This is a genomic window from Jannaschia helgolandensis (genome assembly GCF_900109285.1).
In the GTDB taxonomy this organism is placed as follows: domain Bacteria; phylum Pseudomonadota; class Alphaproteobacteria; order Rhodobacterales; family Rhodobacteraceae; genus Jannaschia; species Jannaschia helgolandensis.
In genome coordinates this window covers 152900-169332 of the sequence record NZ_FNZQ01000002.1, presented here as the reverse complement: position 1 = coordinate 169332, position 16433 = coordinate 152900, and the positions used below count along the sequence as shown (strand labels likewise).

Genomic DNA, 16433 nt, shown 5'->3' with positions numbered 1-16433 from the left:
CCTCAGTGCCCGGTGGTCGATGAGAACAATTGCATGATGACGATGCCGGCAACGATCAGACCCATGCCGATGATCGCAGGGGCATCCAACCGCTGGCCGAAAACGATCCAGCCGATCATGGCGATCATAACGATCCCGACGCCGGACCAGATCGCATAGGTCACCCCGACCGGAAGCGTCCTGAGAACGAGCGACAGGAGAAACAGCGCCGTCACGAAACAGGTCAACGTCACGACCGACGGCCAGAGGCGGGTGAACCCGTCGGACGCTTTGAGCGCGGTCGTGCCCACCGTCTCGAATGCGATAGCCAGGATGAGCCAGAGCCAGTGCATCAGCGCCCCACGTAGCGGTCGCGGCGATGATTGGTGGCGATGATCAGGTTCACGACGACGGCTCCTGAAAGGGATGCGGCAACCAACCACGGGTCAAGCAGGGCGAAGGCCAGCGCGAACAGCAAGGCGTCGAACCCGAGTTGGACCCAGCCGGCCTGTATGCCGAACCGCTCCTGCACCCAAAGGGCAAGGATGCCGATGCCACCCAGCGATGCACCATGTCGGAAGATCACAATCAATCCCATGCCGATAACCGCGCCCGACAGGGCCGATGCGGCCCAGGGGTTCAATGCCTCGAAGGTGACGACAAGGGGCATCAGGCGCGTCAGGACAGAAACCATAGTCACGGCAATCACCGTCTTGACGACGAAGCGCGGGCCCATGCGGACCCAACCCAGACCGTAGAATGGCAAGTTGAGCAGGAAGAACCAGACGCCGAAGCTCCAGCCGCCCATATAGGACAACAGCACCGCCGCGCCCGCCGTCTGTCCAGTGACCAGACCGGCGGCAGTCAGGAACTGCACACCCAGCGCGCAGAGCGTCGTGCCCAGAACGAAGGCCTGCGCGTCCTCCAGCATCGTGTGCCGGAGGGGGGACGGGCGATGGGGTTCGCGGCTGTCGGGAGGTGGAGAAGAGCGGGCCATTCCACGGACCTATTTGTCACGGATCGGGCTGTCCAGCAGCGGTCTCAACGGTCTGACGAAAAAGGGCGCACGGCGTTGGGCAAGCCCCTTACCAGAAGTGTTGCGCCGCGTGCACGGAATGCACGTAGAGCAGGGGCAGTATCAGCTCCCTCACCCGCATAAATCTGCGGCAGCGTAGCTTGCGCCGAGGTCAGCTGTGCGGGGCGGAGTGCCGCTTCCCCTTGACGGCTTGTCGGCGCGGAAGCAAGCTGACCGCGTCTAGAACAGGTTAGGTCGGGAAGGTTAGCCCGGCCCCCGCATCCGCGGGTCCTTCCGTTATGACCGTAGCGGCCCGCGACTATTCAGTCCCATGTGCAGTGCATGGGACGATAGAAAGGGCACCACCATGTGGCAGCAGACACCCGCGACTCCCGATGGAGCGAAGTTCTTCAACCCGATGCGGGTTGTTCCCGACGGGGACGCGAGCATCTTGAGCTTCATCCTCTTCCGACAGGACGGATGGGACGACGACCGCCTCGCAGGTGACGCCGCTTTGGTGCAAGCGGACCTGGATCGGTTGAAGGCGCATCTGAGCGCATAGCAAACCACGAACCAAATGGTCGCGACGTATCGCGGCGCGACCAACAACACATCCGGTAAGGGGCTTGGACGTTGGGCGCGTCCCGTCTTTGTTCTGCAAATACTCTGAGCGCGAGGAGAAACTCCTCGCTTCGCCACTCAGGTCAAAGCCGCGTCGAGATTTTCAGCGATTTTTTCAAGGAAACCAATCGTAGTCAGCCATTTTTGATCGGGGCCAACCAGCAGGGCCAGGTCCTTGGTCATATAACCGGATTCAACGGTCCCGACGACGACTTTCTCAAGAGTTTCGGCGAAGGCCGTCAACTGCGCATTGTCGTCCAGCTTGGCGCGATGCCTGAGGCCGCCGGTCCAGGCGAAGATCGACGCGATGGAGTTGGTCGAGGTTTCCTTGCCGGCCTGGTGCTGACGGTAGTGCCGGGTGACGGTGCCATGCGCGGCCTCGGCCTCGACGATCTTGCCATCGGGGGTCATCAGCTGCGACGTCATGAGACCCAATGAGCCGAAGCCCTGGGCCACAGTGTCGGACTGCACGTCGCCGTCGTAGTTCTTGCAGGCCCAGACATAGCCGCCCGACCATTTCATTGCAGCGGCGACCATGTCGTCGATCAGGCGGTGTTCATAGGTGATGCCGGCCTTCTTGAAACCGGCTTCGAACTCTTCCTCAAAAATCTGCTGAAAGATATCCTTGAAGCGCCCGTCATAGGCCTTGAGGATCGTGTTCTTGGTCGAAAGATAGACCGGAAACTTGCGGCCCAGACCATAGTTCAGCGAGGCGCGGGCGAAATCGCGGATCGACTCGTCGAGGTTGTACATCGCCATGGCGACGCCGGAGGATGGTGCGTCGAACACCTCGCGTTCGATGACCTCGCCGTCCTCGCCTTCGAATTTCATGGTCAGCTTCCCCTTGCCGGGGAACAGGAAGTCTGTGGCGCGATACTGGTCGCCGAAGGCATGGCGACCGACAACGATCGGCTGGGTCCAGCCCGGCACCAGACGCGGCACGTTCGAGCAGATGATCGGCTCGCGGAATATGACGCCGCCGAGGATGTTGCGGATCGTGCCGTTGGGGCTGCGATACATGCGCTTGAGGCCGAATTCCTCGACCCGGCCTTCGTCCGGTGTGATCGTGGCGCATTTCACGCCGACGCCGATTTCCTTGATCTTCTCGGCGGCATCGATGGTGATCTGGTCGTCCGTCTCGTCCCGCGCCTCGATGCCCAGATCGTAATACAGCAGGTCGATGTCGAGATACGGCAGGATCAGCTTGTCCTTGATGAACTGCCAGATGATGCGCGTCATTTCGTCCCCGTCGAGCTCGACGACGGGATTATCTACCTTGATCCTGGACATGGGGGCCTCCGGCTGGAACATGTTTCGCGCGTCCCATAGCAGGGTCCGCCACCGACGGCCAGATTGTATGCCGTGGCATACAGGTCGAGATTATCCAGAGAAGACAAAGCGGCCCGGCGTCAGTTGCGCCGGGCCTGCCGCCAGTTCGGTCGTGGAACCAAAAACCAGGCGGCGACGGGTCCATGCCGGAGGAAAAACAGCATGGACCAGGGGACCGCAGTCCTATGTGTCGGAACTGTCGCGGTCGATCCGGTCCCCGCGGCGGTCTTGGGCCGCTACGGGGGAAGACATGGTTATTCTGCGGTTACGACCGCCATCACGAGTGCGCCTTCGGGCTTGACAGGGCCGTCTTCGGTGGCGCCCAGCGTATATTCGAACACGCCGGTCTGAGTGCCCCCGGTTTCGCCATGGACCATCAGCATCAGCATCTGGCCGGAGGCAACGTCTTCCTGAAGGATGGCGGCGACATCGGTGGTCTTGCCTGCACGGATCGGGGCATAGCCGACCACGAGGCCGGGTTTCATGTCGGCATCAGTGCTGTGAACGACCAGCCAGCCGTTTTCCGACGCGGTAATGCTTTCGGCGGACACAACGCCGTTGGCGACGGATTGGTCCGATGCGGTGATCGAAGGGGCCATCGCATGCGCATCGGCAAGTGCGACCGAGGCGGAGGCCAGAAAGGCGAGGGCGGCAATATTGATAGTCGAAGTCATAGTCGATCTCCCGTTGTTATGCCCCCCAGACACGCGACGGTTCGACAGGAGTTTCACGGGTCCGTGAAAAATTTCGCGATCTTCGGGCCAAGCCAGGCCCAGAGCGTCGGTGCGCCGCGCTCGATCTTGCTGCCAATCCGGTTGCGGACCTGATCTTCGGTAACGTTGTAGGCAGTCCAGCTACCGCCGCCATTGGCCAGATTAAGGTTCGGCGGCTGGAACCGGTCGAGGGCCTTGGCGAACGTCGCATCCGGGGTGGCGGCGGCTTCGAACTCGTCCCAGAGGGCGCGAAATTCGCGGGCCTGCGTATCCGGCAACAGGGCAAAGATGCGGTCGGCGGCGGCCAGTTCGTCCGCCACCTGCGTGGAGGTGTCGCCATAGATCGGCGCGTCACCGGCGTCGATTTCGACGATATCGTGCAGGATCAGCATGCGGATGACCCGGTCGATCGACACGCCGGGCGGTGCTTGCGGCGCGAGGGTCAGAGCAAAGAGGGTCAGGTGCCAAGAGTGTTCGGCACTATTCTCATCGCGCGAGCCATCGGCCAATTGGGTGGCGCGGGTGATGGATTTCAGGCGGTCGGCTTCCATGAGGAACGCCATCTGCCGGTCCAGATCGGACGGAGGCGACACCGGATCAGCCATCGCCTTCCGGTGCCGCCGACTTATTCTCCATCTCGGCAATTCGAGCCTTAAGCTGGCGGTCGGCCCGGATCGCGGCGCGCTGGACCCGGACCGAGGTGATGAACGCCTCCTGCAGCGTCTGCGAGCTGTCGCCTAGCGACTGGGACATGATCTTGATAATGTCTTCGTCGCCGGTCTTTTCGACATGCGCGATGACCTTGGCGGCCAGTTTGTTGGCAAGATCGTCGGCGAGGGACATCTGCGAGGTCTCCGGGCGCTCAGCGCGTCGTTTCAGTCAGGCGACGCGCGACGTAGCCCTTCACGCTGTCGATCATCGGGTCCATGTGCGGGTCTTCGAAAAAGTGGCCCGCGCCCTCCATCTCCTGATGGGTGATGGTGATGCCCTTCTGTTCGTGCAGCTTGCCGACCAGCGTGCGGGTGTCGGCGGGCGGGGCAACCCGGTCGTTCGCACCGTTGATGACCAGACCCGATGCCGGGCAGGGGGCGAGGAAGCTGAAGTCATAGCGGTCTGCGGGGGGCGAGACCGAGATGAAGCCGGTGATTTCCGGGCGACGCATCAGAAGCTGCATCCCGATCCACGCGCCAAACGAAAAGCCCGCGACCCAGCAGTGCTTGGCGTTGGGGTTCATCGCTTGCAGGTAGTCGAGGGCGGACGCCGCATCGGACAATTCGCCGATGCCCTGATCGTATTCACCCTGGCTGCGGCCGACGCCGCGGAAGTTGAACCGCAGCACCGTGAAACCCAGGTCGAGAAAAGAATAATGCAGGTTATACACGACGCGGTTGTTCATTGTCCCGCCGAACTGCGGGTGCGGATGCAGAATGATCGCGATCGGCGCATCCTTGAGTTTCTGCGGGTGATAGCGGCCTTCGAGGCGGCCTTCGGGGCCGGGGAAGATCACTTCGGGCATTGGCGTTCCATTCGGTCTGTTCTGGGGCCGGTTGGCCGGTCGTTGTTGACGCAGGGTTGGGGCGAGGGGTAAGCCCCATGAACTGCCATCCCCGCCGGGTTCTCACGCAGGTATGCGACCGGGGCGGGGTCGTCAACTTTTGGCGACTGCATCGGTCCCCTGAGGTCGGAGAAGTCATGAAGTTAAGCACCAAGGGCCGCTATGCAATGGTCGCACTGGTCGATCTTGCGCAACAGGTCACCGCGTCGGACGGGGAGGCGACCACCTCGCTGGCCGAGATTTCCAGGCGGCAGGATATTTCGCTGCCCTATCTGGAGCAATTGTTCGTCAAACTGCGCCGCGCCGGGCTGGTCGCATCGGTGCGCGGACCCGGTGGCGGCTATCGCCTGTCGCGGAGCGCATCCGAGATCCGGGTGTCGGACGTGCTGGAGGCGGTCGACGAGACGGTCAGCGCCATGCACACCGGCGCGGGCGCGTCGGGCGGGTCGTCCGGGTCGCGGGCGCAGTCGATGACAAACCGTCTGTGGGAGTCGATGTCGGCACATGTCTATGTGTTCCTGCATCAGACGCGCCTGTCGGACGTAGTCGGAAACGAGCTGACGCCGTGCCCTGCCGTGCCGATCCTGTTCGAGATCGTGGACGAGTAGGTCGGGGCCAGCCCCGAACCCCGGAATATTTGAAAGCAAAGACGAGGGCACGATGGCCGAGCGGCTCTATCTGGATTGGAATGCGACGGCACCGCTGCGACCCGAGGCACGGGCGGCAATGCTGGCGGCGATGGATGCCGTAGGCAATCCATCGTCCGTGCATGGCGAGGGGCGCGCGGCCAAGGCACTTGTCGAGCGGGCACGGGGGCAGGTGGCGGCGGCGTTCGGTGCCGTCGGGTCGGACGTGGTGTTCGTGTCGGGGGCGACCGAGGCGGCGGCGCTGGCGATGGCGGGGCGGGGGCTGGCCACGGCGCCGGTCGAGCACGAGGCCGTGGCAGCCTGGGGCGACGGGTCGTTGCCGGTGGATGCGGCGGGGCGTGTCGGCCTCGATGATCCGTCACGGAGCGCGGTGCAGCTGGCCAACTCCGAGACCGGCGTGATGCAAGCCCTGCCCGGCGGGCTGGCCGTCAGCGACATGACGCAGGGTTTCGGCAAGGTGCCGGTGGCCTTCGACTGGACGGGGGTCGAGATGGCGTTGATCTCGGCGCACAAGCTGGGCGGGCCGAAGGGCGTGGGGGCGCTGGTGATCCGGCGGGGTCTCGACGTCGCAAGCAGGATCAGGGGCGGCGGGCAGGAGATGGGACGCCGGTCCGGGACCGAGAACATAATCGGCATCGCCGGATTCGGGGCTGCAGCGCGGGCGGCAGTGCGCGATTTGGATTCCGGGGCATGGGACCGGGTTGCGCAACTTAGAACTTTTCTAGAAACAAGTCTTGAGGATGATATCAATCCGACTATTTTAGTCGGGAAGGAATCGAAACGCCTGCCGAACACTTCTTGCCTGATTACGCCGGGCTGGAAGGGCGAGACGCAGGTGATGGCGCTGGACCTTGCGGGGTTCGCGGTTAGCGCGGGATCGGCCTGCTCAAGCGGCAAGGTCCGCGAAAGCGCCGTATTGCGCGCAATGGGATACGGGCCGGGCGAGGCCGATTGCGCGATCCGCGTGAGCATCGGCCCGGACACGACGGAAGAACAGGTGGCGCGGTTCGTGAACGCGTTCCGCCGCCTAAAGGACAGGAGACGGGCATGACGGCTTTGGATGATGTGGTGGTCAAGGACGGTGTCGACGCGGAAACCGTCGAGGCGGTGAAAGGCCTGTCCGGTGTCTACAAGCACGGCTGGAACACCGATATCGAGATGGAATATGCGCCGAAGGGTCTGTCCGAAGATATCGTGCGCCTGATTTCCGCGAAGAACGACGAACCGGAGTGGATGCTGGACTGGCGTCTGGATGCCTATCGTCGCTGGGTCAAACTGGACGAGCCGAAGTGGGCAATGGTCGACTACCCGGAGATCGATTTTCAGGACCAGTATTACTATGCCCGCCCTGCTTCCATGGCTGTAAAGCCGAAGTCGTTGGACGAAGTCGACCCCAAGCTTCTGGAAACCTACAAGAAACTGGGCATTCCATTGAAGGAGCAGGCGTTGCTGGCGGGCGTCGAACCGGCACCGGAGGATCGCAAGGTCGCCGTGGATGCGGTATTCGATAGCGTGTCCCTGGGCACGACGTTCAAATCGGAACTGGCCAAGGCAGGTGTGATCTTCTGTTCGATTTCCGAAGCGATCAAGGATTATCCGGATCTGGTGAGGAAATACCTCGGTTCGGTCATTCCGGCGTCCGACAACTACTACGCGACATTGAATGCCGCCGTGTTCTCGGACGGCAGTTTCGTCTATATCCCCAAGGGTGTGCGCTGCCCGATGGAATTGTCGACGTATTTCCGCATCAATGCCGAAAACACCGGCCAGTTCGAGCGGACGCTGATTATCGCCGATGAAGGCTCCTATGTGTCCTATCTTGAGGGTTGCACCGCGCCGCAGCGCGACATCGCGCAGCTGCACGCGGCCTGTGTCGAACTCGTGCTGCTGGACGATGCGGAGATCAAGTATTCGACCGTCCAGAACTGGTATCCGGGCGACGAGAACGGCAAGGGCGGCATCTATAACTTCGTGACCAAGCGCGCCGATTGCCGGGGCGATCGGTCCAAGGTGATGTGGACGCAGGTCGAAACCGGTTCGGCCGTGACGTGGAAATATCCGTCCTGCATCCTGCGCGGCGACGACAGCCAGGGCGAGTTCTACTCCATCGCCATCGCCAACAACATGCAGCAGGCCGATACCGGCACCAAGATGGTGCATCTTGGCAAGAACACGAAATCCCGGATCGTGTCCAAGGGCATTTCGGCTGGCCGCGCGCAGAATACGTATCGCGGGCTGGTGTCCATGCACCCGAAAGCCAAGAATTCGCGCAACTATACCCAGTGCGACAGCCTGTTGATCGGGTCGAAATGCGGTGCGCATACGGTGCCGTATATCGAGGTGAAGAACAATTCCTCGCGCGTCGAGCATGAGGCGACGACATCCAAGGTGGACGACGATCAGCTGTTCTACTGCCGGTCGCGCGGGATGGACGAGGAAGAGGCCGTGGCGTTGGTCGTCAACGGGTTCTGCAAGGAGGTGCTGCAGGCGCTGCCGATGGAATTCGCGATGGAAGCGCAGGCGCTTGTGGCGATCTCGCTGGAGGGGTCGGTGGGCTGAGGCCTGCTGCACGGGAACCGCGATATGACCGAGACTGCCGAGAACAAGGGCTTCTATGTCCCTGAACTGACGTTCCCGCCCGAAGAACAGGCACTGGTACGCGAGATGTATTCGGGGGCGCAAACAGTACTGGAATACGGCACCGGCGGCTCGACGGTTCTGGCGCTGGACGTCGGTGTGCCGCATCTGATCGCGGTGGAGAGCGACAAGGACTGGCTCGACAACATCCAGCGTATCGTGGACGACCGGAAGCCCAAGTCGAAGGTTGATCTGTATCACGCCGATATCGGGCCGACGAAAAAGTGGGGCACGCCTGACGGAAACGACTATTGGATGAAATATCCACGCTATCCGTTACAGGTCTGGGAGCAGCCGTTTTTCGAGCATCCGGACGTGGTCCTGATCGACGGACGTTTCCGGGTGGGTTGTTTCCTGACCGTACTGGCCCGTGCAACCAAGCCGGTTACGGTGCTATTCGACGACTATACAGGGCGATCAACCTACAGCCGGGCGGGCCAGTTTATGCCTCCCTCGCAAACTGTCGGACGTATCGGCGTCTGGGAGTTAGACGGAACATGGAAGCTCGACGGTAAGGACCTGACGATCTTCGTGGATACATTTTTCAAGATACGCTGACTAAAATTCGCTGACACGAGACAATGACGCCGACCGGCGAGAGGTATGACATGCTGACGATCAAGAACCTGCACGTGAAACTGGAAGACGAGGACAAGCAGATCCTCAGGGGAATCGACCTGACCGTTCCGGCGGGCGAAGTGCATGCCGTCATGGGACCGAACGGATCGGGGAAGTCGACGCTGTCCTATGTTCTGGCCGGGCGCGGCGGCTATGAGGTTACCGAGGGTGAGGCGCATCTGGGCGACGTCGATCTGCTGGATATCGAACCCGAGGAACGCGCTGCCGCCGGGCTTTTCCTGGCGTTCCAGTACCCGGTTGAGATTCCCGGTGTGGGCAACATGACTTTCCTGCGGACCGCAGTGAACGCGCAGCGCAAAGCGCGGGGCGAGGAGGAACTGTCGGCAGGTGAATTCCTCAAGGTAATCCGCGCCAAGGCCAAGGATCTGAAGATCGACGCCGAGATGCTCAAGCGTCCTGTCAATGTCGGCTTCTCGGGTGGTGAGAAAAAGCGTAACGAAATCCTGCAGATGGCGATGCTGGAACCGAAGATGTGCATCCTTGACGAGACGGACTCGGGCCTGGATGTCGATGCGATGAAGCTGGTGTCCGAGGGCGTGAATGCCCTGCGCGATCCGAACCGCGGATTCCTTGTGATCACGCATTATCAGCGGCTTCTGGATCACATCAAACCGGATGTCGTGCACATCATGGCGGGTGGTCGCATCATCAAATCCGGTGGACCCGAACTGGCGATAGAAGTCGAGGTCAATGGTTATGCCGACATCCTGGAAGGGACGTCCTGATGGTGGTCGACGCACGAAAAATAACTACGGATGAGCGTCTTGCGGCCCTGACCCTGCCGTCCGGGGGCGGCTGGCTGGGTGCGGCCCGGAAGAATGCGTTGGGCCGGTTGCAGGCCGTTGGCCTGCCGACACGACGCGACGAATACTGGCGTTACACCAACCCCGCACCGTTCAATCGGGCGACGCCTGCGCAGGGCGCGGGTGGACCGGGTGAAGACCCGTTCGCCGGAATGGATGCCTACGTGATCACGATCGACGGCGATGCGCTCGACCTGCCCGACGGCGCTCCCGACGGGGTCGAGATCAACACTCTGTCGCAAGCCGCCGAGGCCGACATCCACTGGGCACGCGACCTGTATGCGACGCTGGAAGCCGCCGGATCACGCCCCGTTTCGCGGCCTTTTGCCATGCTCAACAGCGCCTTCGCCACCGGCGGTCTGGCGATCCGCGTGACCGGCCCGGTCGCGCGCCCGATCCACATCCGCACCATCGGCGGCACTGATCCGATCCTGCATCATCTGATCAAGGTGGATGCCGACGCATCCGTCACCGTACTGGAATCGGGTTCGGCGGGCGCACGGTCCAATATCGTTACCGAAGTCGACGTGGCCGACACCGCCGCGTTCCATCATATTCGTATGCAGGGACCCGACGCGACGCAGCAGATCGACACCCATCTGTTCGCCCGGCTGGGTCGGCGCGCGACATTCAAGTCTTTCACCCTGTCGGCCAACGTTCAATTGACGCGCAACGAGGCCATTCTGGAAATCGTCGGCGACGATGCCAGCGCGCATGTCGGCGGCGCGGCCTTCGGGCGGGGCGATTTCCACCACGATGATACGGTTTTCGTGACTCACGGCGCGCTGAACGGCGAAAGCCGTCAGGTGTTCAAGAAGGTCCTGCGCGACGGGGCAACTGGCGTGTTCCAGGGCAAGATCCTGGTGCGTGAAGGCGCTCAGAAAACCGATGGCTATCAGATCAGCCAGGCCCTTCTGCTGGACGACGACGCACAGTTCCTCGCCAAGCCGGAGCTGGAAATCTATGCCGACGACGTGGCCTGTTCGCATGGGTCCACGACAGGCGCGATCGACGAGACGGCGCTGTTCTACCTGCGTTCGCGTGGGGTGCCCAAACGGGTGGCGACAGACCTGCTGGTGCTGTCGTTCATGGCCGAGGCGGTTGAGGAAATCGCCGACGAGGATCTGCGTGCCCATATCGGCGCGGTTCTCGCCGACTGGCTATCGCGGCACTGACGTGTCGGTCACCCGCGATATTCCCCGCGCATGGCTGCGTCCGCGCGTCGTGATGGCCGAACATCTGGCTCGCGGCCTGCGCGATGACACGGCCTTCGTATTCCTCATGGTCGGCTGTTCACTGGTCTTTGTCTCGCAATTGCCCCGCCTGTCGCGCGAAGCCTTCCTTCGGGACGAGGATTTCATGATTCTGATGGGGGGGACGTTGATGGCCTGGGTCTTTCTGGCACCCTTGCTGTTCTATATTCTGGCATTGATCAGCCACGTGGCCGCCCGGCTGTTTGGCGGTCGCGGCACGGGCCTGGGTGCGCGGATTTCACTTTTCTGGGCGCTTCTCGCGGTGTCTCCGGCAATGTTGCTCAACGGGTTGACGGCGGGCTTCATCGGGCCAGGTCCCGCCCTTTCAGCGGTCGGTCTGGTGACCTTCGCGGGGTTCTTCTGGATCTGGCTCAGTTCCCTCTATGTGGCGGAATATTCGGTGTGAGACATGAGATATCGGGGCTGACCGGGGCAATCGGCGGTTTCCTGTCTGACCCCGTCGGCGCGCTCGACGGGATGCGGGCCACCACACCTCCGGTTCGCATTGCGGCCATGGCGCTGGTGGGGACAACGTTGCTGATGACCATCGTGGACTATACCTACGGGCCCTTGGCCTTTCCGCATACGCCGCAGGGCAAGCGGCAGTTCGGTGCGCTGTTCGGTGCGATGCGCGATGTGATCACCGTGTTCGCGATGGCGGGTGCGGGGCTTCTGCTGGGGCGCTGGTTCGCCAGGAGCCGGGCCACAGCCGCCGAAGCGATCTGGTTAATGGTCGCATATGCGCTTGCCCTCCTGCTGTTCGAACTGGTCCAGATGGGCACCTGGGTCTTCGCGCTTGCGACGGGGATCGATACCTATGGGCCGTTTTTCTTCATCGGCTTCTCTGCGACATTGCTGGTCCTTGTCGTCGTTGTCCGCGTGTTGCATCGGCTGGATGATTGGCTGACGGCACTGCTGATTGCAGGCGGCGCCTTCCTCGTCGCCTATTTCGTGGGACCGATCGTATCGGGCCTGATCTATCTGTCGCTCGGAGGACCGCTGCCATGATCGATATCGACGCTATCCGCGCGCAGTTTCCAATTCTGTCGCGACAGATCAACGGCAAGCCGCTGACCTATCTGGACAATGGGGCATCCGCGCAGAAGCCACAGGTTGTGCTGGATACGATCCAGCGCGCCTATGGTGAGGAATACTCAAACGTTCACAGAGGCCTGCATACGCTCTCGACGATTTCGACCGAGAATTACGAAGCCGTGCGCGGCACGGTCGCGCGGTTCCTGAACGCGCCGTCGGAAGACCACATCGTCTTCACCACCGGCACGACCGAGGCAATGAACCTGATCAGCTATGCCTGGGCCGCTCCACGTTTGCAGGCGGGCGACGAGATCATCCTGTCGATCATGGAGCATCACGCAAATATCGTGCCCTGGCACTTTCTGCGTGAAAGGCTGGGCGTCAAGCTGGTCTGGGTCGATACGGATGCGCGCGGCGATCTGGACCCGCAGGCGGTGCTGGATGCCATGACGGACCGCACCAGACTGATCGCGATTACACATCTTTCCAACGTTTTGGGAACCGTAGTTGATGTAAAAACCATCTGTGCCGGGGCGCGGGCGCGGGGCGTTCCGGTCGTCGTGGACGGATCGCAGGGGGCCGTCCATATGCCCGTGGATGTGGCTGACATCGGGTGCGATTTCTATGCGATTACAGGGCATAAGTTATACGGGCCAAGCGGTTCCGGTGCAGTTTTCATTAAACCCGAGCGCCTGGCCGAGATGATTCCCTTCATGGGGGGCGGCGATATGATCCGCGAGGTTCATCGCGATACAGTGACGTGGAACGATCCGCCGATGAAGTTCGAGGCAGGCACCCCCGGCATCGTCCAGACCATCGGTCTGGGGGCTGCACTGGAGTGGATGATGGACCTTGGCATGAATGCTATCGCCACACATGAGGCCGATCTGCGGGATTACGCCCGAAGCCGTCTGGGCGGACTTAACTGGCTGAATGTGCAGGGAAATTCACCGACCAAGGCCGCGATTTTCAGCTTCACCCTGACCGGTCAGGCGCATGCGCACGACATATCGACGGTACTCGACAAGAAGGGCGTGGCGGTTCGGGCCGGGCATCATTGTGCCCAGCCGCTTATGGAACACCTGGGGGTCACGGCCACCTGTCGGGCCAGCTTCGGAGTATATAACACGCGGTCGGAGGTCGATACGCTGGTCGATGCGCTGGAGCTTTGCCACGATCTGTTTTCGTGACAGTTGGTTATGACGTGACGTTCAGATAAAATCCGCAACGGTTGCTCCCGTCAACTTCACCAGTGATCCGGGTGCGATCGGGAAGACATGCCGCGGCGGCCTGCCGCGCAGTACGGCACTCGCCCAGTTCGACAGGCTCGGACGGGATACCTGCTGCACTCAGTGCGGTGAGAACGCGGCGAAAACTCTTGCTCATATCGGATATCTGCCCGTTGACGCCGACGCTGCCAAGGGGTCAGACCGGAGCGATGTTTCGCAGCCGTATCACCCGCACACCGATCCCCTTCGACGCAGAGGCCGGACAGGTTGCCGTCGCGATTTTGTCGCCACCGCCAGAAGTTGCTCCGCTGATCGCGGGCACGGCGGGGTGCAGTCCGTTTCTGGCCGCCACGATGGAGCGGGAAAGGGACTGGCTGACAGACCTTTGGGACCGCGAACCGGATGCGGCATTGGCCGCATTACTTGCTGATATCGACGCCATCGACGGCGACCCGAAAGCCGCACTGCGACAGGCCAAGCGGCGGGCGGCCCTGTTGGTTGGGTTGGCCGAACTGGGCGGGGTCTGGCCGGTAATGCAGGCGACGGCGGGCTGGACGCGCTTTGCGGATGCGGCGCTCAATCGCGCGCTGGCCTATGGATTGGCGCGGCACGCCAAAGGCCCGGTGACGGGCGATGGCGGGCTGGTTGCCATCGCGATGGGCAAGATGGGCGCGGGAGAGTTGAACTATTCCAGCGACATAGACCTGGTCCTCCTGTTCGACGAGTCGGGATATGACCCATCGGATTACGGCACGGCCCGCGCGATTCTTCTGAAAGCGGCGCGGACGGCGATGGGCGCGATGTCAGACATAACCGCCGAGGGTTACGTTTTTCGGACTGATCTTCGGCTGCGGCCCGATCCCGGATCGACGCCCATCGTTCTGTCGATGGAAGCCGCAGAGCGGTATTACGAAGCCATGGGCCGCACATGGGAGCGGGCGGCCTGGATAAAGGCGCGCGCCTGTGCCGGGGCCAAGGCGGCAGGCGAGGGATTTCTGGAACGGCTGACCCCCTTCGTCTGGCGACGGCACCTCGATTTCGCCGTCGTCGAGGAGGCGCACGACATGCGCCGCCGCATCCGCGACCACAAGGGGCTGGCGGGCGAATGGGACGTGCCGGGCCACGACGTGAAACTGGGGCAGGGCGGTATCCGGGAGATCGAATTCCTGACCCAGACGCAGCAGATCATCGCCGGAGGACGCGACCCACGCCTGCGTGTGCGCGGCACGTTGGAGGGGATGGACCGTCTGACCGAGGCCGGCTGGATGACGCCGCAGGATCGGGATGTCCTGTCCGAGCAATACCGCTATCTTCGATCGGTGGAGCATCGGGTGCAGATGGTGCAGGACGCCCAGACGCACCGCATTCCACGCGACCCGGAGCGGTTGCGGCGGTTGGCGTGTTTCATGGGCGAGGGCGACGTGGACCGTTTCGTCACCGATCTGCGCGACCGGATGCGCGCGGTCGAAGCGATCACCGTGCCGTCCTTCCTGCCGCCATCGCAGGGGCAGGCAAAGGCGGGGCCGGTGGGCGAAATCATCGAAGGCGCGTCTGCCGTGACCGACCGCTGGGCGACCTATCCGGCGCTGCGCTCTGACCGGGCGCAGGCGATTTTCCATCGGCTGCGGCCCGGCTTGCTGGCCGCATTGGCGCGCGCGGCCCGACCGTCCGAGGCACTGGCCGCCTTTGACGGGTTCCTGCGTGGACTGCCGGCAGGTGTGCAGGTGCTCTCTCTGTTCGAGGCCAATCCCAAACTGGTCGATTTGCTGGCGGATATCTGCGCCACCGCCCCCGACCTGGCGCAATATCTGTCCCAGAACGCAGGCGTTCTGGATGCGGTGATCGGCGGGACGTTTCTGGAGCCGCTGCCGGATGTGTGGACCTTGCCGCCCGTCGAGGGCGACTTCGAAGAACGTCTGACGCGTCTTCGCCAATGGCACCGCGAGGCGCATTTCCGCATCGGCGTGCACATGCTGCGCGGATTGATCGATCCGATTGACGCCGGAGCGTCCTATGCGCGGCTGGCCGAGGCGGTAATGGCCTCGGCCTGGGTTGCCACGGACTTCGAGACGGCGCGTCGATACGGCCGGGTGCCGGGTTTGCAGCTGGTGGCGATGGGAATGGGATCGCTGGGTGCCAGACGGCTGGCGGCCCGGTCGGATCTGGATCTGGTTTTGCTGCACGACGGGGCGGACGACTTGGCTGAATCCGATGGCAGACGGGCGCTCGGACCGCGGCAATGGGCAGCGAAGTTCACGCAGATCCTGATTACCGCATTGTCCGCGCCGATGGGCGAGGGGCGACTCTACGAGGTCGATATGCGGTTGCGGCCTTCCGGACGTCAGGGGCCAGTGGCGACGCCGCTGTCGGGGTTCCTGAATTATCAGGCCAACGAAGCATGGGTCTGGGAACACATGGCGTTGACCCGAGCACGGGTCGTCGTGGGCGATCCTGCGTTGCGGCCGATGGTCGAGGGCGCACGCTGCGACGTGATTCGGGGCAGTCGCTTCACGGACGCCGAGGTGATCGAGGCCCTGACCGACATGCGCGCACGATTGGTTGATGCGGGACGGCATGGGGGTGGCTTGTCGATCAAGTCCGGACCGGGACGGATGCAGGACATCGAACTGGCCGCGCAGGCCCATGCGCTGATTGCGGGGAACACGGCACGGGACGTGGTCGGGCAGCTGGGCGTCGAGGGCTGGCTGACACCCGAGACACGCGCGGTGCTGGCCCGGGCGCATGAACATTTGTCACGGGTCAACCAGATGCTGCGGCTGCTGACCGATGCCGACCCGCCCGGCGATCTGGGCGCAGGCGGCGAAGCCTTCGTGGCGCACGGCATGGATCTGCCCGATCTGGCGGCAGTCACGGCAGCCTGCGATGCGGCGGCGGCCCAGGCGGCGGCGGTCATTGACGAGGCGCTGAAATAGCTGCGCTGGACGGACGTGCGGGGCTGCGCTAGCTGCGGGTCTGGC

18 protein-coding genes are annotated in these 16433 nt (G+C 62.8%); 11 read left to right on the top strand and 7 right to left on the bottom strand.

Annotated features, from left to right (window positions below; genetic code table 11):
* Window positions 1-2: 2 nt before the first annotated feature.
* Both BMY38_RS07845 and BMY38_RS07840 read right to left on the bottom strand, forming a co-directional pair.
* On the bottom strand, window positions 3-332 hold the full coding sequence (locus BMY38_RS07845) for a DMT family transporter (protein ID WP_092761595.1): 330 nt from the start codon (window positions 330-332) through the stop codon (window positions 3-5).
* Window positions 332-976: a YitT family protein gene (locus BMY38_RS07840; protein ID WP_092761593.1), complete on the bottom strand. Its 645-nt coding sequence runs from the start codon at window positions 974-976 to the stop codon at window positions 332-334. The genes BMY38_RS07845 and BMY38_RS07840 overlap by 1 nt, the downstream gene beginning before the upstream one ends.
* Before the next feature lie 385 nt (window positions 977-1361).
* Between BMY38_RS07840 and BMY38_RS18290 the strand changes: the two genes are divergently transcribed.
* Window positions 1362-1556 carry a hypothetical protein gene (locus BMY38_RS18290; protein WP_092761591.1) on the top strand — a complete coding sequence of 65 codons (195 nt, stop codon included), beginning with the start codon at window positions 1362-1364 and terminating at the stop codon, window positions 1554-1556.
* A gap of 137 nt (window positions 1557-1693) precedes the next feature.
* Here BMY38_RS18290 and BMY38_RS07830 read toward each other — a convergent pair whose 3' ends face one another.
* The 5 genes from BMY38_RS07830 to BMY38_RS07810 all read right to left on the bottom strand — a co-directional run bounded on the left by BMY38_RS07830 (window position 1694) and on the right by BMY38_RS07810 (window position 5173).
* Window positions 1694-2905 (bottom strand): NADP-dependent isocitrate dehydrogenase, encoded by a 1212-nt coding sequence (locus BMY38_RS07830; protein ID WP_092761589.1) that lies wholly within the window; start codon window positions 2903-2905, stop codon window positions 1694-1696.
* Between the two features lie 293 nt (window positions 2906-3198).
* Window positions 3199-3618, bottom strand: a complete 420-nt coding sequence (locus BMY38_RS07825) for a DUF7282 domain-containing protein (RefSeq protein ID WP_092761587.1) — start codon at window positions 3616-3618, stop codon at window positions 3199-3201.
* Window positions 3619-3671: 53 nt separating this feature from the next.
* On the bottom strand, window positions 3672-4262 hold the full coding sequence (locus BMY38_RS07820; protein ID WP_092761585.1) for an HD domain-containing protein: 591 nt from the start codon (window positions 4260-4262) through the stop codon (window positions 3672-3674).
* Window positions 4255-4500, bottom strand: coding sequence for a hypothetical protein (locus BMY38_RS07815; protein ID WP_092761584.1), 246 nt, complete (start codon window positions 4498-4500; stop codon window positions 4255-4257). The genes BMY38_RS07820 and BMY38_RS07815 overlap by 8 nt, the downstream gene beginning before the upstream one ends.
* Window positions 4501-4519: 19 nt before the next feature.
* Window positions 4520-5173, bottom strand: coding sequence for an alpha/beta hydrolase (locus BMY38_RS07810; RefSeq protein ID WP_092761582.1), 654 nt, complete (start codon window positions 5171-5173; stop codon window positions 4520-4522).
* Between the two features lie 176 nt (window positions 5174-5349).
* Between BMY38_RS07810 and iscR the strand changes: the two genes are divergently transcribed.
* The 10 genes from iscR (at window position 5350) to BMY38_RS07760 (ending at window position 16388) form a co-directional block, all read left to right on the top strand.
* Entirely contained in the window at window positions 5350-5820 is a 471-nt protein-coding gene (iscR, locus tag BMY38_RS07805) for a Fe-S cluster assembly transcriptional regulator IscR (protein WP_092761580.1), read from the top strand.
* Window positions 5821-5872: 52 nt separating this feature from the next.
* Entirely contained in the window at window positions 5873-6910 is a 1038-nt protein-coding gene (locus BMY38_RS07800; protein WP_092761578.1) for a cysteine desulfurase family protein, read from the top strand.
* Window positions 6907-8418 carry a Fe-S cluster assembly protein SufB gene (sufB, locus tag BMY38_RS07795; protein ID WP_092761576.1) on the top strand — a complete coding sequence of 504 codons (1512 nt, stop codon included), beginning with the start codon at window positions 6907-6909 and terminating at the stop codon, window positions 8416-8418. Before BMY38_RS07800 ends, sufB begins: the two co-directional genes overlap by 4 nt.
* Window positions 8419-8442: 24 nt before the next feature.
* The gene (locus tag BMY38_RS07790; protein WP_092761574.1) at window positions 8443-9054 is read left to right on the top strand and encodes a hypothetical protein; all 612 of its coding nucleotides are present in this window, start codon (window positions 8443-8445) and stop codon (window positions 9052-9054) included.
* A gap of 50 nt (window positions 9055-9104) precedes the next feature.
* Window positions 9105-9860 (top strand): Fe-S cluster assembly ATPase SufC, encoded by a 756-nt coding sequence (sufC, locus tag BMY38_RS07785; protein WP_092762003.1) that lies wholly within the window; start codon window positions 9105-9107, stop codon window positions 9858-9860.
* The gene (locus BMY38_RS07780) at window positions 9860-11113 is read left to right on the top strand and encodes a SufB/SufD family protein (protein WP_092761572.1); all 1254 of its coding nucleotides are present in this window, start codon (window positions 9860-9862) and stop codon (window positions 11111-11113) included. The genes sufC and BMY38_RS07780 overlap by 1 nt, the downstream gene beginning before the upstream one ends.
* Window positions 11067-11597: a YIP1 family protein gene (locus BMY38_RS07775; protein WP_342707747.1), complete on the top strand. Its 531-nt coding sequence runs from the start codon at window positions 11067-11069 to the stop codon at window positions 11595-11597. The genes BMY38_RS07780 and BMY38_RS07775 overlap by 47 nt, the downstream gene beginning before the upstream one ends.
* A complete protein-coding gene (locus tag BMY38_RS07770) occupies window positions 11594-12199 on the top strand; it encodes a hypothetical protein (protein ID WP_092761569.1) in 606 nt (201 codons plus the stop codon). Before BMY38_RS07775 ends, BMY38_RS07770 begins: the two co-directional genes overlap by 4 nt.
* On the top strand, window positions 12196-13416 hold the full coding sequence (locus BMY38_RS07765; RefSeq protein ID WP_092761567.1) for a cysteine desulfurase: 1221 nt from the start codon (window positions 12196-12198) through the stop codon (window positions 13414-13416). The genes BMY38_RS07770 and BMY38_RS07765 overlap by 4 nt, the downstream gene beginning before the upstream one ends.
* A 212-nt stretch (window positions 13417-13628) precedes the next feature.
* Complete coding sequence (locus BMY38_RS07760) at window positions 13629-16388, top strand: [protein-PII] uridylyltransferase family protein (RefSeq protein WP_245737544.1); 2760 nt, start codon at window positions 13629-13631, stop codon at window positions 16386-16388.
* The last annotated feature ends 45 nt before the right edge of the window (window positions 16389-16433 follow it).

What these genes read in the sequence shown, in the direction of transcription:
- BMY38_RS07840 (WP_092761593.1), bottom strand. Translation starts at nt 976, where the DNA reads ATGGCCCGCTCTTCTCCACCTCCCGACAGCCGCGAACCCCATCGCCCG.
- BMY38_RS07800 (WP_092761578.1), top strand. Translation starts at nt 5,873, where the DNA reads ATGGCCGAGCGGCTCTATCTGGATTGGAATGCGACGGCACCGCTGCGA.
- sufB (WP_092761576.1), top strand. Translation starts at nt 6,907, where the DNA reads ATGACGGCTTTGGATGATGTGGTGGTCAAGGACGGTGTCGACGCGGAA.
- BMY38_RS07830 (WP_092761589.1), bottom strand. Translation starts at nt 2,905, where the DNA reads ATGTCCAGGATCAAGGTAGATAATCCCGTCGTCGAGCTCGACGGGGAC.
- iscR (WP_092761580.1), top strand. Translation starts at nt 5,350, where the DNA reads ATGAAGTTAAGCACCAAGGGCCGCTATGCAATGGTCGCACTGGTCGAT.
- BMY38_RS07820 (WP_092761585.1), bottom strand. Translation starts at nt 4,262, where the DNA reads ATGGCTGATCCGGTGTCGCCTCCGTCCGATCTGGACCGGCAGATGGCG.
- sufC (WP_092762003.1), top strand. Translation starts at nt 9,105, where the DNA reads ATGCTGACGATCAAGAACCTGCACGTGAAACTGGAAGACGAGGACAAG.
- BMY38_RS18290 (WP_092761591.1), top strand. Translation starts at nt 1,362, where the DNA reads ATGTGGCAGCAGACACCCGCGACTCCCGATGGAGCGAAGTTCTTCAAC.
- BMY38_RS07845 (WP_092761595.1), bottom strand. Translation starts at nt 332, where the DNA reads ATGCACTGGCTCTGGCTCATCCTGGCTATCGCATTCGAGACGGTGGGC.
- BMY38_RS07780 (WP_092761572.1), top strand. Translation starts at nt 9,860, where the DNA reads ATGGTGGTCGACGCACGAAAAATAACTACGGATGAGCGTCTTGCGGCC.
- BMY38_RS07825 (WP_092761587.1), bottom strand. Translation starts at nt 3,618, where the DNA reads ATGACTTCGACTATCAATATTGCCGCCCTCGCCTTTCTGGCCTCCGCC.
- BMY38_RS07815 (WP_092761584.1), bottom strand. Translation starts at nt 4,500, where the DNA reads ATGTCCCTCGCCGACGATCTTGCCAACAAACTGGCCGCCAAGGTCATC.
- BMY38_RS07765 (WP_092761567.1), top strand. Translation starts at nt 12,196, where the DNA reads ATGATCGATATCGACGCTATCCGCGCGCAGTTTCCAATTCTGTCGCGA.
- BMY38_RS07790 (WP_092761574.1), top strand. Translation starts at nt 8,443, where the DNA reads ATGACCGAGACTGCCGAGAACAAGGGCTTCTATGTCCCTGAACTGACG.
- BMY38_RS07810 (WP_092761582.1), bottom strand. Translation starts at nt 5,173, where the DNA reads ATGCCCGAAGTGATCTTCCCCGGCCCCGAAGGCCGCCTCGAAGGCCGC.